27 protein-coding genes and 1 riboswitch are annotated in these 24,944 nt (G+C 41.6%); of the genes, 17 read left to right on the top strand and 10 right to left on the bottom strand.

Annotated features, from left to right (window positions below; all coding sequences use genetic code 11):
- Window positions 1–67 precede the first annotated feature (67 nt).
- From MHZ95_RS04745 to MHZ95_RS04710, 8 genes are all read left to right on the top strand, one after another.
- Window positions 68–652, top strand: coding sequence for a LysE family transporter (locus tag MHZ95_RS04745; RefSeq protein ID WP_239389376.1), 585 nt, complete (start codon window positions 68–70; stop codon window positions 650–652).
- Window positions 653–1,195: 543 nt separating this feature from the next.
- Entirely contained in the window at window positions 1,196–1,675 is a 480-nt protein-coding gene (locus tag MHZ95_RS04740) for an RrF2 family transcriptional regulator (RefSeq protein WP_239389375.1), read from the top strand.
- A 29-nt stretch (window positions 1,676–1,704) separates the two neighbouring features.
- Entirely contained in the window at window positions 1,705–2,652 is a 948-nt protein-coding gene (locus MHZ95_RS04735; RefSeq protein WP_239389374.1) for an LLM class oxidoreductase, read from the top strand.
- Window positions 2,653–2,668: 16 nt separating this feature from the next.
- A complete protein-coding gene (locus MHZ95_RS04730) occupies window positions 2,669–2,902 on the top strand; it encodes a DUF896 domain-containing protein (protein ID WP_239389373.1) in 234 nt (77 codons plus the stop codon).
- 33 nt (window positions 2,903–2,935) lie between these two features.
- Window positions 2,936–3,814, top strand: a complete 879-nt coding sequence (gene hslO, locus MHZ95_RS04725) for an Hsp33 family molecular chaperone HslO (protein ID WP_239389372.1) — start codon at window positions 2,936–2,938, stop codon at window positions 3,812–3,814.
- Window positions 3,815–4,139: 325 nt separating this feature from the next.
- Window positions 4,140–4,321: riboswitch (Lysine riboswitch) on the top strand.
- 128 nt (window positions 4,322–4,449) lie between these two features.
- Window positions 4,450–5,301, top strand: coding sequence for a transporter substrate-binding domain-containing protein (locus MHZ95_RS04720; RefSeq protein WP_239389371.1), 852 nt, complete (start codon window positions 4,450–4,452; stop codon window positions 5,299–5,301).
- A gap of 211 nt (window positions 5,302–5,512) precedes the next feature.
- Window positions 5,513–6,268: an amino acid ABC transporter permease gene (locus MHZ95_RS04715; protein WP_239389370.1), complete on the top strand. Its 756-nt coding sequence runs from the start codon at window positions 5,513–5,515 to the stop codon at window positions 6,266–6,268.
- An 18-nt stretch (window positions 6,269–6,286) separates the two neighbouring features.
- Window positions 6,287–7,021, top strand: coding sequence for an amino acid ABC transporter ATP-binding protein (locus tag MHZ95_RS04710; protein ID WP_239389369.1), 735 nt, complete (start codon window positions 6,287–6,289; stop codon window positions 7,019–7,021).
- 77 nt (window positions 7,022–7,098) lie between these two features.
- Here the strand turns inward: MHZ95_RS04710 and phaC are convergent, their stop codons facing one another.
- The 3 genes from phaC to MHZ95_RS04695 form a co-directional block, all read right to left on the bottom strand.
- On the bottom strand, window positions 7,099–8,184 hold the full coding sequence (phaC, locus tag MHZ95_RS04705; protein WP_370642915.1) for a class III poly(R)-hydroxyalkanoic acid synthase subunit PhaC: 1,086 nt from the start codon (window positions 8,182–8,184) through the stop codon (window positions 7,099–7,101).
- A 60-nt stretch (window positions 8,185–8,244) separates the two neighbouring features.
- The gene (gene fabG / locus MHZ95_RS04700) at window positions 8,245–8,985 is read right to left on the bottom strand and encodes a 3-oxoacyl-[acyl-carrier-protein] reductase (RefSeq protein WP_239389566.1); all 741 of its coding nucleotides are present in this window, start codon (window positions 8,983–8,985) and stop codon (window positions 8,245–8,247) included.
- A 98-nt stretch (window positions 8,986–9,083) separates the two neighbouring features.
- Window positions 9,084–9,527, bottom strand: coding sequence for a poly(R)-hydroxyalkanoic acid synthase subunit PhaE (locus MHZ95_RS04695; protein ID WP_239389367.1), 444 nt, complete (start codon window positions 9,525–9,527; stop codon window positions 9,084–9,086).
- 412 nt (window positions 9,528–9,939) lie between these two features.
- Here MHZ95_RS04695 and phaQ point away from each other — a divergent pair, with 412 nt between their 5' ends.
- The 4 genes from phaQ (at window position 9,940) to MHZ95_RS04675 (ending at window position 12,152) form a co-directional block, all read left to right on the top strand.
- Window positions 9,940–10,362: a poly-beta-hydroxybutyrate-responsive repressor gene (gene phaQ, locus MHZ95_RS04690; protein WP_239389366.1), complete on the top strand. Its 423-nt coding sequence runs from the start codon at window positions 9,940–9,942 to the stop codon at window positions 10,360–10,362.
- A gap of 78 nt (window positions 10,363–10,440) precedes the next feature.
- Window positions 10,441–10,950: a hypothetical protein gene (locus MHZ95_RS04685; RefSeq protein ID WP_239389365.1), complete on the top strand. Its 510-nt coding sequence runs from the start codon at window positions 10,441–10,443 to the stop codon at window positions 10,948–10,950.
- 24 nt (window positions 10,951–10,974) lie between these two features.
- On the top strand, window positions 10,975–11,415 hold the full coding sequence (locus tag MHZ95_RS04680) for a MaoC family dehydratase (RefSeq protein WP_239389364.1): 441 nt from the start codon (window positions 10,975–10,977) through the stop codon (window positions 11,413–11,415).
- Window positions 11,416–11,885: 470 nt separating this feature from the next.
- Window positions 11,886–12,152 (top strand): YqhV family protein, encoded by a 267-nt coding sequence (locus MHZ95_RS04675; RefSeq protein ID WP_483315924.1) that lies wholly within the window; start codon window positions 11,886–11,888, stop codon window positions 12,150–12,152.
- 57 nt (window positions 12,153–12,209) lie between these two features.
- Here the strand turns inward: MHZ95_RS04675 and MHZ95_RS04670 are convergent, their stop codons facing one another.
- Entirely contained in the window at window positions 12,210–13,463 is a 1,254-nt protein-coding gene (locus MHZ95_RS04670; protein WP_239389363.1) for a TolB family protein, read from the bottom strand.
- A 201-nt stretch (window positions 13,464–13,664) separates the two neighbouring features.
- Here MHZ95_RS04670 and MHZ95_RS04665 point away from each other — a divergent pair, with 201 nt between their 5' ends.
- From MHZ95_RS04665 to MHZ95_RS20930, 3 genes are all read left to right on the top strand, one after another.
- Window positions 13,665–14,597 carry an MBL fold metallo-hydrolase gene (locus MHZ95_RS04665; protein WP_239389362.1) on the top strand — a complete coding sequence of 311 codons (933 nt, stop codon included), beginning with the start codon at window positions 13,665–13,667 and terminating at the stop codon, window positions 14,595–14,597.
- A gap of 127 nt (window positions 14,598–14,724) precedes the next feature.
- Window positions 14,725–15,780, top strand: coding sequence for a calcium/proton exchanger (cax, locus tag MHZ95_RS04660; RefSeq protein WP_370642903.1), 1,056 nt, complete (start codon window positions 14,725–14,727; stop codon window positions 15,778–15,780).
- Window positions 15,781–16,007: 227 nt separating this feature from the next.
- The gene (locus MHZ95_RS20930) at window positions 16,008–16,760 is read left to right on the top strand and encodes a 3D domain-containing protein (RefSeq protein WP_304648879.1); all 753 of its coding nucleotides are present in this window, start codon (window positions 16,008–16,010) and stop codon (window positions 16,758–16,760) included.
- A gap of 58 nt (window positions 16,761–16,818) precedes the next feature.
- Here the strand turns inward: MHZ95_RS20930 and nspC are convergent, their stop codons facing one another.
- Genes nspC through speD form a run of 6 tightly spaced genes read right to left on the bottom strand, consistent with a single transcriptional unit; the run spans window position 16,819 to window position 23,182 of the window.
- Window positions 16,819–17,955: a carboxynorspermidine decarboxylase gene (gene nspC, locus MHZ95_RS04645; RefSeq protein ID WP_239389360.1), complete on the bottom strand. Its 1,137-nt coding sequence runs from the start codon at window positions 17,953–17,955 to the stop codon at window positions 16,819–16,821.
- A gap of 13 nt (window positions 17,956–17,968) precedes the next feature.
- The gene (locus MHZ95_RS04640; RefSeq protein WP_239389359.1) at window positions 17,969–19,168 is read right to left on the bottom strand and encodes a saccharopine dehydrogenase family protein; all 1,200 of its coding nucleotides are present in this window, start codon (window positions 19,166–19,168) and stop codon (window positions 17,969–17,971) included.
- 28 nt (window positions 19,169–19,196) lie between these two features.
- On the bottom strand, window positions 19,197–20,051 hold the full coding sequence (speB, locus tag MHZ95_RS04635) for an agmatinase (protein ID WP_239389358.1): 855 nt from the start codon (window positions 20,049–20,051) through the stop codon (window positions 19,197–19,199).
- Window positions 20,041–20,892, bottom strand: a complete 852-nt coding sequence (speE, locus tag MHZ95_RS04630; protein WP_239389357.1) for a polyamine aminopropyltransferase — start codon at window positions 20,890–20,892, stop codon at window positions 20,041–20,043. The genes speB and speE overlap by 11 nt, the downstream gene beginning before the upstream one ends.
- Window positions 20,892–22,349: an aminotransferase class I/II-fold pyridoxal phosphate-dependent enzyme gene (locus MHZ95_RS04625; protein ID WP_239389356.1), complete on the bottom strand. Its 1,458-nt coding sequence runs from the start codon at window positions 22,347–22,349 to the stop codon at window positions 20,892–20,894. The genes speE and MHZ95_RS04625 overlap by 1 nt, the downstream gene beginning before the upstream one ends.
- Window positions 22,350–22,360: 11 nt before the next feature.
- Window positions 22,361–23,182, bottom strand: coding sequence for an adenosylmethionine decarboxylase (gene speD, locus MHZ95_RS04620; RefSeq protein ID WP_239389355.1), 822 nt, complete (start codon window positions 23,180–23,182; stop codon window positions 22,361–22,363).
- 435 nt (window positions 23,183–23,617) lie between these two features.
- Here speD and MHZ95_RS04615 point away from each other — a divergent pair, with 435 nt between their 5' ends.
- Together MHZ95_RS04615 and MHZ95_RS04610 are read left to right on the top strand one after the other, a co-directional pair.
- Complete coding sequence (locus tag MHZ95_RS04615; RefSeq protein WP_239389354.1) at window positions 23,618–24,037, top strand: pyridoxamine 5'-phosphate oxidase family protein; 420 nt, start codon at window positions 23,618–23,620, stop codon at window positions 24,035–24,037.
- Between the two features lie 288 nt (window positions 24,038–24,325).
- Complete coding sequence (locus MHZ95_RS04610; RefSeq protein WP_370642901.1) at window positions 24,326–24,931, top strand: protein kinase family protein; 606 nt, start codon at window positions 24,326–24,328, stop codon at window positions 24,929–24,931.
- Window positions 24,932–24,944 lie beyond the last annotated feature (13 nt).

Here is a 24,944-nt window from a genome sequence, read left to right as displayed (position 1 = left end):
ATAAAAAGAAAATAACATACTGCTTATTTTAGCCAGTGTAATTTATCTGCTAGGGAGAAGGTTTGCGATGCCGGTACTATCATTCTTGTTGTACGTGTTTGTCATGAGTTTCACGCCTGGTCCTAATAATATTATGGCCATGGTTTTTGCAAATCACTATGGGTTTAAGAAAACACTTCGGTTCTGTCTCGGTGTAGGTGCCGGTTTCTTTATCATTATGATGTTGTCCAGTTATTTCAATTTGGTCCTCCATAGTTTTATCCCCAAAATTGAATTACCGATGATGATTTTAGGGGCGGGGTATATGGTGTATTTGGCGATTAAAATCATGACGAGCACAGGAAGCGCGGATCATGATGGAGGAGGAAAATACAATAGCTTTATGGCAGGGATGCTGTTGCAATTTGTCAACCCAAAAGGTGTTTTATATGGCATTACGGTAGTTGCGACATTCATTCTCCCGTATCATAGTTCGACGATCAGCTTGCTGCTATTATCATTATTTTTAGGGTCCGTCGGAATGTTGAGCACATGCAGTTGGAGTCTCTTCGGTTCGATATTCCAGAAGTTTCTATCTAACCATCGAAAGCAATTTAACGTTGTAATGGGATTGTTATTAGTGTATAGTGCACTGTCGATTTTTATCGGATGAAATACATATTGAAAAGCTGTTTTAATGTGGGGAGACACACGTTAAACAGCTTTTTAATTTTACAGATATGATTGTGCTAATAATAGAATGCTTAATTAGAATGGAAAAAAGTGACGATGAGCTTGTATATTTACTTTTACAGACGAATGAGTTAGACTAACGTAGATAATAAATATCCACGTTATATTTGTTGTTTTATGAGAAATGTTTTATCTTCATTCAGCAGAAGACTTCCACCTCTATAGGTGGCGGGATGAATGCTGTTTTGTTTCCTGTTCAGTGGGTGTTCAAACGCCCGCTGAACGAAGATAAAGCCTCCGGCGGATGTCACAGATTTTTTAGAGGAGCTTTTTTCCCGAAAGCGAAGGGCGCCTGCTTAGGAGCGACAGGCATAAGGAGAAGATGCGGCGTGGCGTTTTTTGCCACAGAGCAACTTTGACTTATGACCCGAGCTCCTGGAGCCCGGAGCTAGATGCGAGCAAGCTCGAAAAAAATCTGGACGCAATTACGCCGAGGCGTAATTGATAAAAGGCGGTGAATGTTGTGCAGATGAAAACGGGCGTTGAGCAATCTGTGTACGCCATCATTTTGCTGAAAATGTTGCCAGATAAAGCGGTACTACCTGGAGAGGCGATCAGTCAACAATTAGGAACTTCCCCAACCTATTTTCAGAAATTGTTGAGGAAATTAGTGAGGGCAGATTTGATCACTTCGGTTCCAGGAGTGAAGGGCGGCTTTAAATTAAAGAAAAAACCTGAGGAAATCCAAGTTTACGATGTTTATCTTGCGATTGAGGGGCAACAATCCCTTTATTCTCCCAGCGGAATTCTGGATGACATGCTTGAATTGGAAGAAGAAGATAGATGCTGCTTGTTATCGGACTTGATGGATGAGGCTGAATCTGCTTGGAAAACGGTGTTGAAGCGTGAAACAATAGCATCTTTATATGAAGAAACAGCGAATCGCTTTCCTGGGAAAGTGGAGGAGTTAAAAGAATGGGTTACCGAAAAAATGGTCGTGTAAGAAAATGGAGGAAGTAGGGGAACAACGTTATGGAAAAATTTCAATCGCATCATGGTTTTGTAAGGACATTTAAAGAACATCACTTAACGCTTGGACTCCTATTCCCCTTGGAAGCGTATAAAGGAAGCTTTCCGACGATGGATTTGGAAGCGCAAATGACCCTTGCGAAAAAGGCGGAACAGCTAGGTTTTGCCTCTTTGTTCGTAAGAGATTCCCCGCTTTACGACCCGACTTTCGGTGATGTCGGAGCCCTTTATGATCCGTGGGTATTTCTTTCTTACGTTTCCGCGCACACAGATCGGATTGCGCTTGGCACCGCAAGTATCGTGACCACGCTGCGACATCCGCTCCATATAGCGAAAGCGGCTGCTTCGCTCGATCAACTCTCAAAACAACGTTTCTTAATGGGCGTTGCAACTGGAGATCGCCCCATCGAATTTCCTGCGTTTAAGGTGGCGCGTAATGAGCGTGAAAATTTATTTGCAGAATCGATTAAAGTGATGAAAACAGTATGGAGAGAAACCTTTCCGAACATCCTGACAGAGAGGGTCGAACTGGTTGAAGGGGATGTTGTCCCTAAACCGCTTTTGTCCACGATTCCTGTTTTTGGAACAGGTTATTCTGGCCAAACGATTGAATGGTTGGCCGAACATACAGACGGTTGGCTATTTTATTCGCAAGGGGTCAATGAACAACGTGAACTTGTGAAAAAATGGCACGAAGCGGCGGGCGGATTCAAACCGTTTGCACAAACATTGGCGATCGACTTATCTGAAAATCCGAGGGAAGCCCCGAAACCGATACAGGGCGGGTTTAGATCCGGTGCTGCTTTTTTAATTGACTATCTTAGTGCTTATGAGGATGCGGGAGTGAATCATGTGATGCTAGGTTTGAAACATGGAAAGCGTCCTGCAGAAGAAGTGATTCAGGAATTGGGGGAATCTGTGCTCCCTCATTTTCCTGCCATTAGATATTGAAGGAAGTGGAATATTAATGATTAAAGGTTTAGAACGAATTAATGAATTGGCGAAAAAAGAGCGGGAAGAAGGCCTGACGAAAGCTGAAATGGTTGAGCAAACGGTCTTGCAGCAAGATTATTTGCGTGAAATTCGCGGGCAAGTGTTGAACACCGTTTCAGGAATGACGGTGCTCGATCCACTAGGCAATGATGTCACACCTGAAAAATTGCGTGAACAGAAAAAGTTGCAAGCCGATCAGAACGAGTAGAAAGAACGTTAAAGGACGAAAGGAAGTAAAGTTATGAAAGACTATTTAGTAAAAGCGATTGCGTTTAACGATCAAGTACGTGCTTATGCAGTAACAACAACAGAAACAGTTGGAGAAGCCCAACGTCGCCATCAGACATGGCCGACTGCTTCCGATGCGCTTGGCCGATCTATGACAGCGAGTGTAATCATGGGTGCGATGCTCAAAGGTGAGGAAAAGTTAACAGTAAAAATAGATGGTGGCGGTCCAATCGGCACCCTGTTGGTAGACGCCAATGCGAAAGGGGAAGTCCGAGGGTATGTAACAAATCCCCAAACAGATTTTGACCTGAATGAACAAGGAAAATTAGATGTTTCACGAGCCGTGGGAACGGATGGCATGCTTACCGTATCCAAAGATATCGGACTGCAGCATCCTTTTGTTGGACATGTTCCACTCATATCGGGTGAGTTAGGCGAAGATTTCACGTCCTATATCGTGCATTCAGAACAAGTGCCTTCCTCTGTAGGCGTCGGGGTTTTGGTGAATGCTGATCAGACAATCCAAGCGGCAGGTGGATTCATCATTCAACTGTTACCTGGTACAGATGAAGAGACCATTACGAAGATTGAAGAACGTTTGAATGGAATGATGCCGATTTCCTCGATGGTTGAGCAAGGAATGACGCCGGAACAAATGCTTGAACAAGTGCTCGGAGCCGGAAATGTAAAAATGCTTGAGCAAATGCCCGTACATTTCCAATGTCAATGTTCCAGAGAACGGATTACGAATGCCATCGTCAGCTTAGGAAGCGATGAGATTCAAGATATGATTCAGACGGAAGGTATGGCTGATGCACAATGCCATTTTTGCAATGAAAACTACCATTTTTCTAAAGAAAATCTAGAACGGTTATTGGAAGATACTGTCTAACAAAATAAGTTTTGTCTAGGTCATAACGATATTTATAAGCGATTCTCCGGTTGAAGGGGAGGATTTTAGTATTTCACTTCAGGTATTATTTTAGAGAAATAAAAAGCCGAGAATATAAGTAGAGTGCCAAAGGAAGATCCTCGTTCGATTTTTTCAATGAATGCAAGTCGTTCAATCAGATGGAAATGCTCGTATAAGTGCAATTCCAGTGAATAACGACTTGCCTCTTCTCCTCGTCTAGAAGTTCCTTTAATTGGCTGTTTGACAGATGGAAAATAGTATTGTAAAGTAGGTATCATAATTGAATACAACCTCACTTTAAAAATAGTGAGGTAGAGGCGCGATATTTAATAGTTCTTAGTGGAGTTTGAGATGCAATGATTCTAAGAAGAAGGAAATGTCGCCGAAGCTTGTAATCTTTCTCACGATTGCTTGCTGGGTCTGCAGCGAATAACTGCAGGACTGTCTCAATAAACGTCCCGGTTTATTGAGTGGGCTATCTCATTTGGGAAAAGTGGAGGATTTAGGGCAACTTACATATTGCGACCTGAGATCACTTCAGGTCTTTTTGTATAAGTTGCCCTTTTAGTATGTTAGAAATATAGTAAAAAAGATTCAGAGGGGGAGAATCAATGATGAGAAAAAGGTTATCATCATTCATCGCGTTATCATTTTCAGCGATGCTGTTGTTAGCTGCATGTGGAACAAAAGAGAGCGGTAGCACAACTTCTTCGGAAGGAGAAGGGGAACAGAAAGAAGTTTTACGGGTAGGGATGGAAGCAGGATACCCACCATTTAACTGGACGCAATTAGATGATGCCAACGGTGGAGTGAAAATTGAAGGCAATGCGGAATATGCAGGCGGTTATGACGTAGAAATCGCTAAAAAAATTGCTGAAGGTTTAGGAAAAGAATTAGTTATCGTCAAAACAGAGTGGGACGGTCTAGTCCCGTCATTACAATCCGGTAAAATTGACGTGATTACAGCGGGCATGTCACCAACTGAAGAACGGAAACAATCCATTGACTTTTCCGACAACTATTATACTTCTAATTTTGTGATGATCGTCAAAAAAGGTAGCAAATATGAAAATGCAACTTCCATCCAAGATTTCAGTGGGGCGAAAATAACGGGACAGTTAAATACATCCCACTATGGCGTCATCGACCAAATTGAGGGTGTCAACAAACAACCGGCATCGGATAATTTCCCGGCAATGCGCGTTGCCCTTGAGTCTGGTGTCATTGATGGTTATGTATCAGAACGTCCGGAAGGCATCAGTGCTTCATCCGCCAACCCTAATTTTGTAATGGTCGAATTTACAGAAGGATTTGTTGCAGATGAAGAAGAAACTGCGGTTGCAGCCGGATTAAAAAAGGATAGCGAATTAGTTGATAAAATCAATGAAATTTTAGCAGACATTTCGGAAGAAGAACGTCAGAATATTATGGACGCTGCGATTAAAAATCAACCAGCGGCAGAATAAGGATGAAGTGATACCGGCTGCCTCTTATTGCAGCCGGTTTTTCACTTGATTCAGCTTCTGCTAAATCAAATAAAAGCCTCCGGCGGATGTCATAGATTTTGAAGGGAGTTAATTGAACCAGCCATTAGAAAGCGCAATTCAAAATCTGGACGCAAATACGCCGAGGCATTATTGGTTTTGGTTAGATTCCCCTTTGGAAAGGATGGAATGAATGAGTCTCGAGTGGATTATTCAAATGATTATTAATAACTGGCCGATGTTTCTTCGCGGAGCGGGCATGACGCTTCTCATTTCTGTCATCGGGACGATTATCGGAGCAATTATCGGTTTACTTGCAGGAGTGATACGCACAATCCCCGTTCCAGAACGACGGGCAAAACGAATCTTATTAAAAACGGTAAATGTGATTCTCACATCCTACATAGAGTTTTTCCGTGGAACGCCAATGATTGTTCAAGCAATGGTCATTTTCTATGGATCTGCTTTGGCTTTTGGGATAGATATGGACCGGACTATAGCGGCCATCGTGATTGTCTCTATCAATACAGGGGCCTATATGGCGGAGTTTGTCCGTGGCGGTGTCATGTCGATCGATAAAGGACAGTTTGAAGCGGCACATGCGGTCGGGATGAATCATGTTCAGACGATGCTGAATGTTGTTTTACCCCAAGTGATCCGTAACATCTTACCGGCAACCGGCAACCAATTTATCATCAATATTAAAGATACATCTGTTCTGAACGTCATCGGCGTTACGGAATTATATTTCCAAACAAAAACGGTCGCAGGTATTAGCTTTAAATATTTTGAGCCATTTTTCGTTGCCTGTATATTGTATTTCGTCATGACGTTTACCGTCACTCTGATTCTCCGTTATTTTGAAAGAAAATTGGAAGGACCGGAAAACTATAGCATGATCGGCCAGCCGGCACAAATAACGACTGTAGCCAATACAAAAGAGAGTTAAGACGGAGGTGGGGGACAAATGGAAAAAGTCATCGATATTCAACATCTTAGAAAATCATTTGGTACGCATGAAGTATTAAAAGATATCAATTTTTCAGTAGCCAAAGGGGAGGTTGTCTGTATCATCGGGTCATCTGGATCCGGTAAATCCACTCTTCTTCGTTGTATCAATCTATTGGAGAGGCCAAGTGGCGGACGAATCATCTACCAAGGTGAAAATATTCTAGATGCTAAGCATGATATTCATTCATACCGTACGAAGTTAGGGATGGTATTCCAACAATTCAACTTGTTTAATAACCATGATGTATTAAGTAATTGTGTTGTCGGACAAGTGAAAGTGTTAAAACGCACAAAAGAAGAAGCAGAGAAAGTGGCAATGAAGTATTTGAAAGTGGTAGGCATGGATCGCTATGTGAATGCAAGAGCTAGACAATTGTCTGGCGGTCAGAAGCAACGTGTAGCAATTGCCCGCGCCCTATCGATGGAACCGGATGTCATGTTATTCGATGAACCGACATCCGCATTGGATCCAGAGATGGTAGGGGAGGTTCTGAAAGTAATGAAGGAGCTCGCTGAAACCGGCTTAACAATGCTGATCGTAACTCATGAAATGGAATTCGCAAAAGAAGTTTCCGATCGCGTCGTCTTTATGGACAAAGGAGTCATTGCTGAAGTAGGGCCTCCCGAACAAATTTTCAATAACCCGACACAAGAGCGAACGAGGGAATTTCTAAAACGTACGTTGAAATGATCATATATGGACGAAAACAGCGAGTCTTTCCCTGATCTGTTCAGGGAAGAGTCGCTGTTTTTGTTGTATTCTTTCATTTACTTTGAATGACTTGTTAACCAATTGTCGACGAGTGGGTAGAGTTCATTGACTGCTTTACGGCCAACAACGACGGAGACATGTCCCGTATCCATCAAGTGATACGTTTTGTCTTTACTAGATATTTTATCCATCAAAGGCTCAATTTGAATTGGATTAGCAATGTTATCACGTTTTGCAGCAATATTTAAGACATTTGCTGTAATTTTGCCAAGTTCTACTTTCCGCCCGCGGATGTAGAGTTCATCGTTAATCAGCTTGTTCTCCTGGTAGAACTCGCGGATCCATTGGCGATAAGCTTCCCCAGGGAAAGGTATTCCGTCGTTTAACCATTTTTGCATAAGCTTCCAATTATGAACGAATGCATCATTATCTGCTCGATTCGCCAATCCGACGTAAGGTCCATAAATATTGGCAATCGGGTTCAATAATTTGTTCCCGAAGTCGATCATATCATGGGGAATTAAACCAAGTGTATCGACCAGTTTATCCAAGTTAAAATAACGTTTATCTAAAAAATTCGAATAAAGGCCGGCGTCTGCAAAATCAAATGGACTTGTCATAAAAATCAAGTTGCGGATCGGTAAATCTTGATGGAGTGCAGCGAAGATAGAAGTCATCGTGCCTCCCATGCAATAGCCAAGCAAACTGATTTCGCTGGCTTCCGAAGTCCGCAACACTTTTTTGACAGCACGTGGAATGTAGTCCAGAATGAAGTTATCGAATTTTAAATGGCGGTCTTCATACCCGAATGTACCCCAATCCAACAAGTACACATCATGCCCTTGGTTTGTCAAGTGTTCGATCAAGCTGTTTCCAGGATATAAATCTAAGATATAAGGTTTATTGATCAGTGCGTAAATCATTAGGATAGGTACTTTGTTCGTCTTTTTTACGGCAGGTTGGTAACGATAAAGTTTCGTCTTATTTTTGGTCCAGATGACTTCTTTCGGCGTTTGGCCAACTTGTGGCTCGGCCTCTGTCGTTAACACTTCCGTCATCCGTTTTAGTCGGCGGTAGCCGTTCTGATATTCTTCAGGTAATTGGTCCACCCAATTATCCAATTCTCTCGCACTCGAATAAATCATCATTCTCCCCCTAAACCAAGTTTTCCAGGTACTGATGGACGTTTCCGATAGAAGTCATTACATGTATAATCCGCCGTTCACATTGATCGTCTGACCTGTAATATAGTTTGCTGTCGCAAGGTATACGACCGCTTCAGCAATTTCATCCACTTCACCAAGTCGACGCATCGGAACTTTTGATACGATGGAGTCTAATACCTTCTCCGGCATTGCCGAAACCATTTCAGTAGCAATAAACCCTGGGCAAACCGCATTGACCGTGATACCATTTTTTGCTGTTTCTAACGCAAGAGATTTGGTGAAACCGATCAGACCAGCCTTTGAAGCTGCATAGTTTGTTTGTCCAAATCCACCTGCTTGCCCGATGATCGAACTGATATTGATAATACGACCGTATTTTTGCTCCAGCATTTCGTTAATCACTACTGAAGTTGTACGGTATACGCTATTCAAGTTCACGTCGATCACTTCGTTCCAATCTTCTTCAGAAAGGTTTCGGAACGTTTTATCTCTTGTAATGCCCGCATTATTGACTAATATATCAATTTTACCAAAACGTTCCTTTACCGCTCCGATAAATTGTTGAATATCATTTGCATTCGATACATCGGCTTTGATCGCGTAGGAGTTGCCGCCCTCTTCTTCAATAGCTTTTACAACTGCGTCCGCACTTTCCACATTGGATTGATAGTTGATTGCCACTTGGGCACCTTTTCGCGCTAATTCCTTTGCAATTGCAGCGCCGATTCCACGGGAACCTCCTGTAACAATTGCTACTTTCCCTTCAAGTGGTCTCAAGCTTTCCTGTTTTGTGATTTCGTTTTCGAATAACATTGTCATTGACTGCACACTCCTTCTAATGTTGTGGGATGTATTGAACTTTCACTTCATCTATATTATTGCTTCGTACTCACGGCAGGGACTGCGGGTGCGGGTTTCGTATTCACTTCTTCGATGAGAGTAAGCACTTTATCCAATTTTTTGTCCAAGTTTGATACGGCTTTTTTCAGCTGATTGATTTCCTTTGAGGTGTCTTCTTTTGCCGCAGCATCATCGATTTTATCTTCGAGATCGTCCACTTTGTTCTCTAGATTGATAACGAGGGATGCAATGTTGGAAACTTCGCCTCTTGTAGGCATGTTCACCTGTTTAAGATAAGTCTCGGTCATTTGTGATATGACTTCCTGGTATTGTAAATAGCTATTTAATGTTTGCCCCAATCCTTCGGAGAAGGTTTCTTTCCCCAAGGATTCTTGGAGCACACCGCTCCAGGATGCTTCTGTTTTTTCGTAAATCTCTTTCCACATCGTAAACGGATCAAATGGCACTTTCTGAGTCAAACAACATCATCTCCTTTTCAAATCTATGAGCCTTCTAAAGTTCAGTTTCATTGTACAGGAACATAGTTTTTTTATCAATTAAAATAATCTAAATAATCCGACTCATTTTTGCTGATTTTGACAGCATTCGACATATAGGGTGTTAGATAATGTTGTGATTTGTCTGTTTTTTCTGGGTACTCATTTATGTTAAGGTATAATTGTGTCCAATTTTCAAACTGAGGACATTCGCACTTCTCTCATATCAATGAATGTCCTACATTTAACTTACACTTTACGGAAAGAGGGAGACTTCTGAGAATTTGCTTTCAATAATGAAGCATTAACTGAACTAAAGTTAAAGAGTTGACAAAGTAAACACATAGGTGTAAATTACACTTATAAGTAATTTACAATTAGGTGGTGCTCGACAATGAATTCTGATCAGAAAACATCGGGGAGCGAGAAAAGCGCCAACTTAGGAACCCCGAAAAATTTTCTCATCCCGATTATGCTGTTACATCTTCGGGAGTGGAATGCGCATGGTTATGAATTAATGCAGAAAATTTCCCAATTTGGGATCCATTCTATTGATCAAGGAAATTTTTATAGAATACTTCGGCAACTGGAGAAGGATGCAATGGTCACTTCTGAATGGGATACGACATCAGGAGGGCCCGCCAAACGCATATATTCCATTACGGAGGCTGGAGAGCGGTATTTGGAGTTATGGGCAGACTCACTTGGTCATTATCAAAAAATGTTGGATCAGTTTTTCAATTTGTATAATCCGTTTTTTCCGTCTTATAAAATGCCCTCAAATGAGACGGAGGAAGAGAATGATGATCACTACTAGACGGGTGATATGCAAAATATTTTGCATTCAACATATATATCCATGATCTATGGATCCAATACAAAGGAGGAGACTTTGATGACAAAGAAAGTAGCTGAGGTCAAGCAACAAGCAACAGGGGTGGATCTGATTTGGGATAGCTGGTTAAATAATTTCAAAACACTCCAAAGTATTCAAGCGGAGGTTGAAAGAAAATCATTTCGAGTTTTTGATTACCAAAAGGAACTGATTGATTCTACGCGCAAAACTTTGGATAATATGGAAACGGAATCGAATAAGCTCGTTAAAGAATGGTCAGATCGATTAGAGGACAGTGTAAAAGCTTCTGAAAAAATTCAAAGTGAATTGTCAGCCAATTGGTTATCAACGATTGAAGAAATCAATAATAAAGTACAATCACTTGCTTGGAGTCCAAGTCATGCAGTCTTGGATCTGTTTACGCAATCACAGGCACAACTCGAAACGACCGTCAAAGAAGCTGTACAACAACAGAAAGAAGGTCGCACTGAAGTGCTGAAGCAAATCGAAGACTTAACAATTCAATTGAAGCAGTCGCATAAAGGTGTGTTGGAAACAGTAAAAGCTTGATCCAATTGACTGCCAATGTCCTAATTGACACAAGCAGCGGGAGGGTCGATTCAGTTGGTAAGTTATGATGAGATCAAGATTGGCGACAGAGCGAATATTTCGAAAACTATTACTGAATTTGATATCTATCAATTTGCCGGGATCACTGGTGACTTTAATCCATTACACGTAAATGTAGAGTATGCCAAAAAATCAGTTTTCCAAGAACGGATTGCGCACGGTGTCTTGACAGCTGGATTCATTTCAGCAGTGCTAGGGATGAAACTGCCTGGTCCGGATACAATTTATTTATCTCAAAATCTCAACTTTAAGGCACCCGTTAAAATTGGGGATACAGTTATGGCAGAGGTCGAAGTGTTGGAGAAAAAAGATGCAAAAAAGATTCTTCGGCTTCGTACGACTGTCACGAACCAATTCGATCATAGTGTTGTCGAAGGAGAAGCCGTTGTGATGATGCAAAACTAGCTTTTTCTTCTTTTATAAAAGTAAGTGCCAAGTTATGTAGACCCATAGCTTGGCACTTTTTTTGCAAAATTTTTAAGATAAAGTGAAACTTCAATCAGTGGGGGTTTTCTTCATCCTCCACTGATTGAGGGGAACACAAGCTAAAAGCGTCACGTCCTGTGACAACGCTTGTGTAACCAACATCGTGTTGGCCCGAACCAATCGGGCTTTTATCTTCCTTTAACGGATGTCCAAACTACCCGCTGTAGGAAGGCGACTTAAGTTCGCGGCGTCATGTAAGTGCCTTAATTTCTGCAAAGAGCGCAGAAATATGGCAAATCGAACCCTTCGCTGTTCGATTGGCAGTTGATCTCCCACCTCTTCTTATCGTTTTACTTAAGTCTTGAGGTGGGAGTCTTACTGCCTGTTAATGCGGGATAAAATTGAAACGACTTTCATACACTTTTAGAAGTATGAAAGGGGAATTCGAATTGATTGAAAAAGCACTTTTAATGATTATCCTTTTGCGTATTTTCTCAGGAAGTGTAGATATTACCGCTGCGATGTTAATGTACAAGTTCAACGATTTGGAAAAAGCGTTTTATATCAATACGCTTTTAGCATTAGTCGGTCCCATTGTATTAATCATTACAACAGGGATTGCCTTATTCGGACTAGCTGAAAAAATTTCCATAACCCGGATGATTTGTCTGTTTGGCGGTATTGTACTCATTATTTATAGTTTGAACGCAGACTAAATCATTCGAACAAAGAACAAGCCATCTCTTGATCGGGAAAAGAGATGGCTTGTTCTGTTAGGATGCTGGATAAAAGTCATATAGACCGATGTTTTGTACCCATACTTCGGCATTTTGCCCAGTGGGGTAGGCAATCCATAAATCACCTTTTAAACTGATGTCTTTTTTCCGCAACCAAGTGATCTTTTGGATAGAAGGTAAAAAGATTGGATCATAATCGCCTTTGTTAGAGGAAGGCGACGTTATTTTCGTCTGTTTTTCATTGTCGAAAGTTACAAAATATAAAGCGGGTTTCGGTCGCTTATCAGGATCATTGGACCATTCACTTTCCGGCACTCTGGAAACGATAAGGGAATTGTCATTTACCCAGGAAAATCCTAATTCTGCATAGTTTTTTGGAGTCAGTGTTTCGGTTTGTCCGGTCGTCGGTTCAGTGACTTTCAGATCTTTGTTTTTGAAGCCGAAGACAATTCGCCCTCCACCAGCGATATAACCGAGTGTATTCTTGTTGAACGCCCATTTCGGTGTGAACATATTAATCGTTTCATCGATCACTTCAAATTGTTTGCCATCCGCAGACAAAATACAAATCATATTGCTATCCATCGACCAGGAGGGGAACGCTGAGACGATAAAGGAAATCCATTGCTTATTGGGCGAGTAGGTCAATGATTCGGCATTGATGGATTGAATCTTGACATCCCCTTTTACCAGCTCCTTTGGAACGACGAAAAACTTCTTTGTACTTTTTGTTAAGTCTTGTATATTTCGGTAACCATCCGCTATCGAAATCATATAAAGGATGGGGTGGGTCCAACCGTCTGGACGAATCGAAGCACTTGATGAGGCGATAAAGCCTTTCCCATCTGGCTGCCACTGATACTCATTGACACCTAAAGCGATATTATAAAATGTTTTCAAATCGGATATGTTTAGCACACCACCGTCGCTAAAGGCAATGATGTTTTCCGTTGGTGACCATTTGGGATTATAACCGTCATAAAAGATTTTCTGATGTTTTTTCGTATTGGTATCGTAAACCCATAATTCATTGCTTGTTTTTTTATTTCCGACAACGCTGCCGGTCACTTCTTTCTGGTAAAGGATCATTCTTCCATCAAATGACCATTGGGGAGGATAATTGTATAGCGCTCTATTCTCCGTTATTCGCCTCTCATTTTCACCTTCTTTTATCCATAAGTATCCGTCCCGGCTGAATACGATTTTCATTTTGGTACTAGCTGTTTCAGCATGCAAAGAAGAAGGGGAAATCAAACAAAAAATCATTAGGACTAGGATAATTCTTTTCACGGCTTCACCTCGTTTTTTTTTTATGATTTCCGATTAACGCGAAACTAAGCATGAATAATTGTTTTGGATTTTTTTACTGAAAAAATCATCGTAACGAACATCTGTGAGACAATTGTGTTTTATGTTTCCAGCAGGTAGATGTACAATAAACTTAAGTGTTTTGACAGTTCATTCTAAACTATATAAAAAGGGGAACATGAAATGTTGACAGAAGTGGCAGATGGCATACATAAGGTGATAATCCAATTTCCTGGGGGAATGGGTGAGGTGAATTGCTATTTACTGAAAGGGCTTAATGGGTATACAGTGATTGATACGGGGACTGATTCGGAGGAAGCGAAAGAACGATGGAAACAAGTCTTGGCATCTGGAATTGTCATCGAAAAAGTGGTTTTGACACATACCCATATCGATCACATCGGTCTTGCAAAATGGTTTCAGCAAGAAGTCGGCGTGCCGGTCATCGTATCCAATCTAGGGTACGAGGAAATGAAAAAGAGGCGAGATAAGTGTAGAAGAAAACGAATAAACAACTTGCTCGTTAAACATGGAGGACAGGCACTTCCTGATTCGAAGAAAGATGATTCGTTCCTTTATGATTTCGAACCGAATGGTTTTTTTGAAAATCAGCAGCACATCCAATTGGGCGCAGAATTATTTGAAGCGATTTGGACACCTGGTCATGCACCGGATCATTTTTGTTTTTACAATCGTGATAAAAAAATAATGATTGTGGGAGATCATGTATTACAAAAAATCAATCCGGTCATCGGTTTATGGTCGGGAGAAGAGGAAAATCCTTTACAAGATTATTTGATCTCCCTCCAAAAAATAAAAAAATATCCTGCTGAAATTGCGTTATCGGGTCATGGGGAGACGATTAATCATTTACTGGGTCGAGTGAATGCTTTGACAGCTCAACATGAGCATCGCCTGCAACAAGTTTTACAATCCGTGAAAAATGACAGTAAAACGGCCTATCAAATCTGTATCGAAATATATGGAACGGAAAATATCATCCTCAACTTAAGTGCTTTCATGGCAACGCTTACGCGATTATTATATTTAGAGTCGATTGGGAAAGTGAGAAGAAGGGAAAGCGAGCAAGAAGTTCTATTCGTAGCAAACGTGTAACGCTCGGAATTAGCCAAGTATCATTTCAGGAAAATCTTCCGACATCTCACACAACTCATTGAAAATGTTTTTATTTATCCTACAAGGGAAACCTATAAAGGATATTACATTCGGTTATGAGGTGGTTTTGTTGAATCGGTTATTTTCCATTTTGATTTTTATCGGCATTCCGCTCGTTGTGGTAGGAGCTATCTTCCATTGGTCGGATATTCCGATGTTTTTTCTTTGTTGTGTAACGATTATTGCCCTTGCAGGTTATATCGGAAGGGCGACAGAAAGTTTGGCGATTGTGAGCGGTCCGAGAGTGGGTGGCTTGCTGAATGCAACGTTCGGCAATGCGGTTGAACTGCTCATTTCCATTTTCACATTGAAAGCAGGCATGATCGGCATTGTTTTGGCATCTTTGACGGGGTCTGTTCTTGGAAACTTGCTGCTTGTGCTTGGTCTATCCTTCTTTGCAGGCGGCATCAAATATAAGCGTCAAAATTTTAGTATTCATGATGCGAAATACAATTCAGGCTTGTTGATTTTTGCGGTCATCGTCGCTTTTGTCATACCCGAAATTTTTTCGATGTCGATGGATCACTCAAAAACTTTAAGTTTAAGCATCGGTATAGCGGTGATTTTGATTGCTTTGTATATGGCGGGTCTCTTCTTTAAATTGGTGACGCATCGGGGTGTATTTGCATCCGCCGAACAACGGGAAGAAGAAACTGAAACGCCGGAGTGGACAAAGGGAAAATCGATGCTTATTCTTTTATTGGCAACGGTAGCGGTCGCATTTGTTTCGGAACAACTTGTTCATACATTTGAAACGCTTGGTGAGCGGTTCGGCTGGACGGAGTTGTTTATCGGTATTATTATCGTGGCCATTGTCGGGAATGCCGCAGAACATGCATCCGCTATTACAATGGCGCTGAAAAACAAGATGGATATCGCAGTGGAGATTGCGGTCGGTTCCACATTACAAGTCGCTATGTTTGTGACACCTGTCCTTGTACTTATTTCGCTCTTTATGGTGCAACCGATGGCACTCGTTTTCACGGTACCTGAATTGGTGGCGATGATCACGGCGACACTTCTTGTTATCAATCTTTGCAATGATGGGGAATCCAATTGGTTTGAGGGTTTGATTCTCTTTGCGGCTTATGTCATTATGGGAATCGGTTTTTTCCTTTTGTGAACGTGGAAGAGTTTAGAAAAGATCAGCTTCTTTCGTAAAGACGATTGTGCATGTCATCGTCTTTACGGAGGAGTTGGTCTTTTTTCCTATTATGACGAATTTGAGTACTAAATGTCACTCCAGTCAGAATAGAATGAAAATGTCATGCCGAGTAACGGCTCAGAAAAGAATTGGCCTTTGCAAGATGGCGGACATTGAAAGCAAACTGACGAAGGAGGAGATTTTGGATGTCAAAAATAAAAATACTGTTCTGGACCATTGTTTTCGTATTTTCAACGTATTCGGTGACCTATGCTTCCGATGTGATTGAATTTCCTGTGACGGAAGAAACGTATGAAGTGCCCGATGTGTTCACTGAGGATTTGGACGAGCCTAACGAAATCACAGCTCCGGAGGAAAATAAAGATGAATTGACAGATGACAAAATGGAATTAAGTGCCGAGCCGGATATCTATACGGTTATAGAAGGGGATAACTTGTTTCGTATTGCCCTGACGCATGAAATACCCCTTGACGACTTAATGAGTTGGAATGACTTGGAAGGGGATTTGATCCATCCGGGCGATGAATTGCTTGTCAATGGAGAGGAGATTGAAGAAAGTAAAGATCCTGTCGTCGAAAGTGGAGAAAAAGCTGTTTCTTCACAAGAAGTTGCCGAATCTACTCCATCTACACCATCCATCGATGAAGGAAAAGAGCTTTTTGTGACCGCAACAGCTTATACGGCGTATTGTAAAGGCTGCTCAGGGACGACTGCCTATGGCATAGATCTGCGCTCAAATCCCGATCGGAAAGTGATTGCAGTAGATCCGAGAGTGATACCGCTTGGGACAAAGGTATGGGTGGAAGGCTATGGGGAGGCGATTGCAGGAGATACCGGCGGCGCGATTAAAGGGCATAAGATCGATGTATTCATCCCTTCCTATGAACGTGCGATGGAATGGGGCGTGAAGAAAGTGAAAATGAAAGTGTTGAATTAATTGAAGAAGCCTGTCCAACAAACATGTGTAAATAGTTTGTTGGACAGGCTTTTATCCATTAAGATAAACGATTTTTAAAATCATCGTAACCGAATTGCTTGATGACTTTCGGTCCGTCATTCAACGTATTAAGTACGATAGATGGTAAGTTGATACCGTTGAAAGTATTGTTTTTGACCATTGAGTAATGGGCCATATCACAAAAGACCAGTTTGTCGCCAGGTTGTAGCGGTTGATCGAAAGAATAGTCACCGATGACGTCGCCTGCTAGGCATGTCGGACCACCGAATCGATACGTGTAGGCTTTCTCGTTCGGAAGTCCCGCGCCGATGATCTCTGGACGATAAGGCATTTCCAATACATCAGGCATATGGCAAGAAGCCGATGTATCTAAAATCGCGATATCCATTCCGTTATAGAGCGTATCCATAACGGTTGCGACAAGAAATCCTGTGTTTAGGGCCACGGCTTCTCCCGGCTCTAAGTAGACATCGACGTCGTATTTGTTTTTCATATACAAAACGGATCGCTCCAACGTTTCGATATCATAATCCGGGCGGGTGATGTGATGGCCGCCACCGAAATTGAGCCATTTCATCTGATGAAGATATTTCCCAAACTTTTCTTCGATCACTTGAAGGGTACGTTCAAGTGTATCAGAGTTTTGTTCGCACATTGTATGGAAATGGAAACCATCAATCCCATCCAGTTGGTCAGGTTCAAAATTATCCAGTGTCACGCCGAATCGGGAATGCGTGAAACAAGGGTTATACATGTCCACTTCAATTTCAGAGTACTCCGGATTGATGCGGATGCCGCACTCAATCTTTTTCGGATGATTTTTTACCCTTTCCTTAAACTTATTCCATTGCTGAAAAGAGTTAAAGACAATATGGTCCGAATAAGAAAGAATCTCCTCAAAATCGGCATCCGAGAAAGCTGGGGCATACGTATGGACTTCCTTCCCCATTTCCTCGTAGCCTAGTTTCGCTTCCAAAATACCACTTGAAGTTACACCATCTAAATATTTACTAATGAGGGGATACACCGCAAACATTGAAAAGCCCTTCTGCGCAAGTAGAATTTTACAACCCGTTCGATCGGCAACCGATTTGAGCTTCTCTAAATTTTTAATGAGCAGTCCTTCGTCTACGACATAGCTAGGGGAGGGCACTGCATGTACGTCAAAATTCAATTTTCAGGCCCCCTTAGTCGATTAGTGTAGGATTGAAGCTTTCTTGCCATGGCAGACCGTACTCGTTCAATGCTTCCATAAATGGATCTGGATCGAATTCTTCAATATTATAAACGCCAGGCTTGTTCCATTTTCCTGTCATAATCATCATTGCACCGATCATGGCAGGGACGCCTGTTGTATAGGAAATTGCTTGAGAACCGACTTCTGCATAACACTCTTGGTGATCACAGACATTGTACACATAATACGTTTTTGGTTCACCATCTTTGACACCTTGGAAAATACATCCGATATTTGTTTTCCCTTTTGTACGCGGACCGAGGGAAGCCGGGTCCGGAAGAACCGCTTTTAAGAATTGCAATGGTGCAATTTCTTTTCCTTCGAAGTTAATCGGCTCAATGGATGTCATGCCGACATTTTCAAGCACTTTTAAGTGCGTCAAATATTTTTCAGAGAATGTCATCCAGAAACGGATTTTTTTCACGCCTGTAATGTTCAAAGCAAGGGATTCCAATTCTTCGTGATAGAGCAAGTACACATCTTTTGGTCCGATTTCCGGGAGATCGTAAACACGTTTGACGGATAATGGTGGTGTTTCGATAAACTCACCGTTCTCGTAGTATCTGCCATTAGCAGTGATTTCACGGATATTGATTTCCGGATTGAAATTCGTTGCAAATGGGTAACCGTGGTCACCAGCGTTTGCGTCAACAATATCAATCGTATGGATTTCATCAAAGTGGTGTTTAAGCGCATGTGCGGAGAAGACACCTGTCACGCCTGGGTCAAAGCCACTGCCAAGAAGGGCCGTAATGCCGGCTTTTTCAAATTTTTCACGGTAAGCCCATTGCCATTTGTATTCAAATTTTGCTGTGTCAAGAGGTTCATAGTTTGCTGTATCCAAATAATGAACGCCAGTTGCCAGACATGCATCCATAATCGTTAAATCTTGGTAAGGTAGCGCAACGTTAATGACGATATCCGGTTGGAATCCGTTGATCAATTCGATCAGCTCGTTTACATTGTCGGCATCTACTTGTGCCGTTTGAATTTTCGTGCGGCCACCGTCCAATTTCTCTTTTAATGCATCGCATTTAGATACTGTACGGCTCGCGATACAAATTTCTTCGAATACGTCCGGAACTTGACAACATTTGTGCACAACAACGCTAGCAACTCCGCCAGCACCAATAATTAAAGCTTTACCCATTGGTAAACACCACCCATTTCATTTATTTTTAGTTTGTTTTGATTGCCAACAACAGTTCCCGCAGTACTTTACAGGCGACGGCTGTGGAAACACCGCTGTGATCATACATAGGGGAGAGCTCATTAACATCACAAGCTACAATATTAAGTCCGGCGACTTGCAAGATCGCTTGCAATAAGTCCATAAAGCTGACGCCGCCAGCTTCAGGCGTGCCCGTGCCAGGGAAGACTGACGGATCCAAGACATCTAAGTCAATCGTCAAATAGACCGGTTTTCCTTTTAATTTTTCGACGACTTGTTCCAGTCCGCCAAAATTAAATTTGTTTGTAAAAACATGGTCTTTACCCCATTGGAACTCACTGCGATCCCCTGAACGGATACCGAATTGGAAAATCTTTTCGTCCCCTAGTATATCCCATACTCTTCGGATGACGGTAGCATGAGAGAGCGTTTCTCCTAGATAGTCATCACGTAAGTCGGTATGCGCATCGAATTGGATAATATGCAAATCAGGGTACTGTTTGGCGACGGCACGCACAGCACCAAGTGTGACAAGGTGTTCGCCACCGATCATACAAGGGACTTTGCCGGCATCCAAGATCTGTTTCGTGAATTCTTCAATATGCGTTAATGCTTTCTCCGTATTTCCAAAACTTAGCTCCAAATCGCCACCGTCGAATACGGCGATATCTTCCAAATCTTTATCTTGATAGGGGCTATATGTCTCAATGCCAAACGAATCCCCGCGCATCGCTTTACTCGCAAAACGCGTTCCGGGGCGGAAAGACGTCGTGGAATCGAAAGGCGCCCCGAAAATGACGATATCGGACTGCTCAAATTCATTATCGCAGCCGATAAATGTTTCTATATTTTTACTCAACATCTTGCAATTGCTCCTTCACGTAGTTTGGCAGTGCGAATGAACCGACATGGATATCAGTATTATAATATTTCGTGATCAAGTCGAGTTCATTCCAAGCGACTGCATCCAAATCGGCAATCGGGTCATATTTTTTAGACGCGAATCCGAACAGCCAATGACCGGATGGATAGGTCGGAATATGGGCTTGGTAAACTTTACAGATCGGGAAAAACCCGAGAATCCGTTGATGAGCCCTTTGCATGCCGAGCGCATCTTCTGTATAAAAAGGGCTTTCATGTTGATTGACCAAAATACCATCTTCTGTAAGAGCTTTAAAGCAGTTCCCATAAAATTCTCTTGTAAACAAACCTTCTCCAGGACCAAAAGGATCTGTCGAGTCGACGATGATCAAATCATAGTCATTTTCTTTTTTACGGACAAATTTAAGTCCATCTTCAAAAAATAGGTTCACTCTTGGATCATCCAATTGAGATGCAGTTTGCGGAATGTATTCACGGCATAAGTCCACAACCATCTGATCAATCTCAACCATGTCGATCTGCTCGATTGACTGATATTTTGTCAGTTCACGAACTGTACCACCATCTCCTGCGCCAATCACAAGTACTTTTTTTATACCCGGATTGGTCGCCATCGGAACGTGGGTGATCATGTCATGGTAAATGAATTCATCTTTTTCGGTGATCATCACATAACCGTCAAGGGTCAGTACTTTTCCGAATTCCACAGTTTGGAATATATCAATTTTTTGAAACTCACTTTGTCCCGTATAAAGGTGTTGTTCCACTCTTATTGAAAAACGGGCATGGGGTGAATGATCTTCCGTGTACCATAAATTCATCATTCCACCTCCTTCAATACATTTATATGTTGGATGGCGCTATCTTCAGTCCCTGTTAAAAAACATCCTTTTTCTTTACAGTAAGCGATATAATCCAGTATTTCTGTTGTGATGCGCTCACCCGGCGCAAGGATAGGGATGCCAGGTGGGTAACACATGACAAATTCACTGGAAATATAACCGGCACTTTCCGCAAGCGGTAAATTTTTTTTAGGTGCATAAAATGCCTTTTGAGGCGTAGCGACTACTTGCGGATTAATATATTCATGGTCAAAGACATCATTTTTATCTTTTGCATAGCGCCGTTTGATCTCCGCGAGTGCGGCGACTAGCCGTTCAAGATCCAACTGTCTATCTCCGACGGAAATATAAGCGAGCAGGTTGCCGATATCGCCAAATTCAATTTGGATATCGTATTCGTCCCGGAGAATATCGTAAATTTCTATTCCAGCAAGACCGATTTCACGAGTATGGACGGAAAGCTTGGTGACATCGAAGTCAAAAATCGTATCGCCATTCAGCAGTTCCTTTGAAAAAGCATAATAACCACCAATTTTGTTAATTTCGTCTCTTGTGTATTGGGACATTTGAGCCACTTTTTCGAATACTTGTCGACCATGAAGGGCTAAGTTCTTCCTAGAAATATCCAAAGACGAGAGCAATAGGTAGGATCCGCTTGTCGTTTGGGTCAAGTTGATGATTTGACGCGTATGTCCTTCGCTCATTTCATTATTGATCAAGAGGAAAGAGCTTTGTGTTAAAGAGCCCCCGGATTTGTGCATGCTAACAGAGGCCATATCAGCACCAACTGACATAGCAGAAGCTGGAAGGTTTTCACCAAAGTAAAAATGTGTGCCATGTGCTTCGTCGACGAGGACGAGCATCTGATGTTCATGTGCAAGATCTGTCAGCGCTTGTAAGTTTGAACAAATCCCGTAATAAGTGGGATTGTTGATGAGAATAGCCTTCGCATCGGGATTTTCCAAAATGGCACGTTCTACATCTTGGACAGACATCCCCAAAGGAATGCCAAGTTCTTCATGTACACCTGGATTGACATAGACTGGCACGGCTCCGGTCAGAATGAGCGCGTTAATGGCACTGCGATGCACGTTCCTTGGCATGATGATCTTATCACCGGCTTTACATGCGGTCATAATCATTGCCTGAACGGCGGATGTCGTGCCGTTGACCATGAAAAAGGCATGTTTTGCACCGAAAGCTTGAGCAGCCAATTGTTCAGCCTCTTTAATGATCGATACGGGATGACAAAGATTGTCTAACGGTTTCATGGAATTTACATCGACCGCCAAACATTGTTCCCCTAGGAACGCAGCCAGTTCTTCATTGCCTCTTCCACGTTTGTGACCCGGTACATCGAAAGGGACGACCCGCATATGCTTATAACGGTTCAACGCTTCCATGATCGGGGCTTTCTCTTGTGAAAGATGTGTCATTTTATCACCTCTCACTCATCATATATATTGGTACCGCTGAAAATTTCAATCATTTCTTTGCGCAAGTTATTCGTAATTGTCAGTCGCTCTTTCGGAGACAATTCGAGAACATCCCTGTTAAATAGGTAATTTTGCAATTCGATTTCTTTGATCAGCAGTTTTGTGTGAAAAATATTTGATTGGTACACATTGACATCGATTGCATCGTATTTTTGCAATGTAGAGGTATTAATGTACTCTTGAATCGATGTCATCGGTTGGTCCATAAACAATTTCTTCCCGTTGACATCGCGTGTAAACCCCCGTACTCGATAATCCGCTGTAATGATATCAGAATCGAAACTGCCAATCAGATAATCAAGTGCGTTCAACGGCGAAATTTCGCCGCATGTTGCCACATCGATATCTACACGGAAAGTGGCAATTGAGTTATCCGGATGGAATTCCGGGTACGTATGCACGGTTACGTGGCTTTTATCCAAGTGACCGAGGACGGTTTCACGAGCTTTCAGAATATCGAGCTGTCCCCGATTACATGATTCGTCAATCTGAGAGTATGGAAAGGATTCTTCTGATATCAGGATCGTTACACTGGCACCTTGGGGATCATAATCCTGTTTACTGACATTCAACACATGGGCACCAATCATTTCAGTTACATCATACAAGATATTGGTCAGCCGTTCGGAGTTATATTGCTCATCAATATAAGCGATATAATCACTTTGCTCCCGCGCACTTTTTGCATAGTTAACATCATAGATGTTAAAGCTAAGTGATTTGGTGAGGTTGTTAAAGCCGTACAGCTTTAGCTTATTTTCCAACCCTAACATCACGCCTCTCATTAGAAATCAAAAAGTTGAAAAAAAGTTCTAGAAGGTATATCCATCTATTTCAATCCATTAATGCTCGTTTGTAAAAATCGATTCATTTCTAAATATATAGGATAACTTCTCCAAGTCAATATAATTTTTTAAAAAAATTTACCTTCTACTTCTTAAAGCATTAGCATGGACCAATTCGTAAAACAAAACCTTATTTTTCACACTATATATAGGTAAGGGGATTTCTTTTCTTCTATATATATGCAGGCAGTCGGTGTTAGCACGAGAAACATTTTCATAAATGTTCAGGCTACAAAATCGCATTTTTGATCAAGAGCATTGAGCGATATAACCGATATTTAGTATTCTTCCCGGAAGGTGAGGTTTAATAAACATTCTTAAAGGAATAATAGAGGCAGAACATCTGAAAGGAGCCACTATTCAATGGCAAAATCTGCAAAAGAGCTTGCACTAAAAATTTTGAATGACAGTTTGATCGGTACGATGGCAACAATCCAGTCGAATAAGCCTCATTCCCGCTACATGACATTTTTTAACGATGGGTTCACCATTTACACAGCAACGAGCAAAAGGACGCATAAAGTGGAAGAGGTCCAAAAAAATCCGAACACCCATATTTTATTAGGCTATGAAGGGAAGGGGTTCGGCGATGCATTTCTAGAAATCGAAGGAACCGTTGAGGAATCGCAGGAAGAAACAATCAAGGAAAAAGTATGGAACAAACTCCTAAAAGGCTGGTTTGATGGACCTGAAGATCCTGATTTCCTCATTTTGAAAATCACCCCTACACAAATCCGCGTCATGAATACAAAAGGTGAAGAGCCGCAGATTGTGGACTTTTAAGCGATCGGTGGCGGGATTGATCAAGTATAAAAAGCCAAAACAATTGACTCTTTCAAGCCGCAGAGATTATACTAATCCTACAAATTGAATAGACAACTTTCTTTAAGGGGAGTAGCTACACAGCAAACGTCGTCAATACAGGATTCCTATCCTCGGCTTTGCTGGCAACAATTGTTGTTTGCGAGACCTTACCGATGATTTGGTGAGGTCTTTTATATTAAAAATAGGCGATATGACCAAATACTGGTTATATCGTCTTTTTAGTTTTAGAAATCTATTGGAGGTCTAATGTTGGATACTTATCAAGCACTTGCGAAAACAGTCATCATTAACAAGAACAATCGTCTAATTAGCTATGATGATTCTTTAATACTTGTTGGGACAGGGAGAAGTGCATTTGTTTTTAGGATAAAGTCATCAAATAAAGCGATTAAATTATTTTTCCCAGCTTTTTCTTTCATAGCAAAAGAAGAAGCGGAAATTTATAAAATACTTCAAAATATCGACTATTACCCAACTATCTATGAGGCGGGATCGAATTATATCGTAATGGATTATATTGAAGGCCTGACACTTTTTGAATGTTTGTCTAATGGGTACATCATAACGTCTACTCATCTGAAAGAAATCGATTATGCACTCTCGTTAGCGACAAAGAACGGTTTAAATCCTTCTGATATCCATCTGAGAAACATTTTCATCACGCCAACACGTGCCATAAAGATTATTGATGTCGCACGCTTTAGACAAGTAAAAGACTGTAGGCAATGGGCGAATCTAAAAAAAGCCTATTATCAGTTTTATCGGAAACGTCTGTTTCCAAAGAGAGTCCCTGCTCCGATTTTAAATAGCATTGCATTCCTTTATAAAAAAGGATGGATCCCTTATTATTGAACAAAACTGAAAG

Origin of the sequence: Sporosarcina sp. ACRSM, assembly GCF_022346545.1 — a bacterium.
Classification (GTDB): Bacteria; Bacillota; Bacilli; order Bacillales_A; family Planococcaceae; genus Sporosarcina.
This window is presented reverse-complemented; position numbering and strand designations above follow the sequence as displayed.

Excerpts from the sequence above, each read along its gene's own strand:
- MHZ95_RS04745 (WP_239389376.1), top strand. The coding sequence starts at position 68 with ATGCCGGTACTATCATTCTTGTTGTACGTGTTTGTCATGAGTTTCACG.
- MHZ95_RS04735 (WP_239389374.1), top strand. The coding sequence starts at position 1,705 with ATGGAAAAATTTCAATCGCATCATGGTTTTGTAAGGACATTTAAAGAA.
- MHZ95_RS04730 (WP_239389373.1), top strand. The coding sequence starts at position 2,669 with ATGATTAAAGGTTTAGAACGAATTAATGAATTGGCGAAAAAAGAGCGG.
- hslO (WP_239389372.1), top strand. The coding sequence starts at position 2,936 with ATGAAAGACTATTTAGTAAAAGCGATTGCGTTTAACGATCAAGTACGT.
- MHZ95_RS04720 (WP_239389371.1), top strand. The coding sequence starts at position 4,450 with ATGAGAAAAAGGTTATCATCATTCATCGCGTTATCATTTTCAGCGATG.
- MHZ95_RS04715 (WP_239389370.1), top strand. The coding sequence starts at position 5,513 with ATGAGTCTCGAGTGGATTATTCAAATGATTATTAATAACTGGCCGATG.
- MHZ95_RS04710 (WP_239389369.1), top strand. The coding sequence starts at position 6,287 with ATGGAAAAAGTCATCGATATTCAACATCTTAGAAAATCATTTGGTACG.
- phaQ (WP_239389366.1), top strand. The coding sequence starts at position 9,940 with ATGAATTCTGATCAGAAAACATCGGGGAGCGAGAAAAGCGCCAACTTA.
- MHZ95_RS04685 (WP_239389365.1), top strand. The coding sequence starts at position 10,441 with ATGACAAAGAAAGTAGCTGAGGTCAAGCAACAAGCAACAGGGGTGGAT.
- MHZ95_RS04665 (WP_239389362.1), top strand. The coding sequence starts at position 13,665 with ATGTTGACAGAAGTGGCAGATGGCATACATAAGGTGATAATCCAATTT.
- MHZ95_RS20930 (WP_304648879.1), top strand. The coding sequence starts at position 16,008 with ATGTCAAAAATAAAAATACTGTTCTGGACCATTGTTTTCGTATTTTCA.
- MHZ95_RS04640 (WP_239389359.1), bottom strand. The coding sequence starts at position 19,168 with ATGGGTAAAGCTTTAATTATTGGTGCTGGCGGAGTTGCTAGCGTTGTT.
- speB (WP_239389358.1), bottom strand. The coding sequence starts at position 20,051 with ATGTTGAGTAAAAATATAGAAACATTTATCGGCTGCGATAATGAATTT.
- speE (WP_239389357.1), bottom strand. The coding sequence starts at position 20,892 with ATGAATTTATGGTACACGGAAGATCATTCACCCCATGCCCGTTTTTCA.
- MHZ95_RS04625 (WP_239389356.1), bottom strand. The coding sequence starts at position 22,349 with ATGACACATCTTTCACAAGAGAAAGCCCCGATCATGGAAGCGTTGAAC.
- speD (WP_239389355.1), bottom strand. The coding sequence starts at position 23,182 with ATGTTAGGGTTGGAAAATAAGCTAAAGCTGTACGGCTTTAACAACCTC.
- MHZ95_RS04615 (WP_239389354.1), top strand. The coding sequence starts at position 23,618 with ATGGCAAAATCTGCAAAAGAGCTTGCACTAAAAATTTTGAATGACAGT.
- MHZ95_RS04610 (WP_370642901.1), top strand. The coding sequence starts at position 24,326 with ATGTTGGATACTTATCAAGCACTTGCGAAAACAGTCATCATTAACAAG.